Genomic DNA, 509 nt, shown 5'->3' on the forward strand with positions numbered 1-509 from the left:
GTTCAAGAATGAATGAAGCAAGTAAAGCACGTTGTTGTAATTCTGCTTTCCAAACAAAGTTCCTTTGAAAGTTTGGCAACACTAGTTTTGTGGCCTTATTAAGGTCAAGGACCACTTTTAATGATTTCTTGTCGTAATCCACGGTAGAATTTTTTTGGAATAGCTATTAAGGAAGTTTTAGTTTTCTTTTACGACCGTTAGATAAAGCACGAGGCGCAACCAACCTCTTCTTCATCATCTAGGATATCCAGCAAAAACATGCTTGAACTCCCCTTTGCCTTACTCTGCTTTTTAATAGCGTCAAGCTTTATTTGGCGAAGGCGTACCGGCTTAATGAGGTCGGATAACGACTCTTCCATCCACGTATAACCGTCCCGCTCATAGGCTATTGCACGCTGAAACAGGTCTGGGTGTTGCTCATAGAGCCATACCCACTCAATCTTCTGCTGAAAGAAGCAGAAAAAGCAACCAGAGCGGCTCCGAGCGTACTCACCCTGCTGCCCATCCAC

The 509-nt window shown here is 43.6% G+C and carries 1 pseudogene; it reads right to left on the bottom strand.

What is annotated here, in order from left to right:
• Positions 1 to 197: 197 nt before the first annotated feature.
• A pseudogene (locus J4D97_RS23245) lies at positions 198 to 509 on the bottom strand (phosphoadenosine phosphosulfate reductase); the annotation flags it as partial.

It is taken from the genome of Hymenobacter defluvii (assembly GCF_017589435.1).
Taxonomy (GTDB): Bacteria; Bacteroidota; Bacteroidia; order Cytophagales; family Hymenobacteraceae; genus Hymenobacter; species Hymenobacter profundi.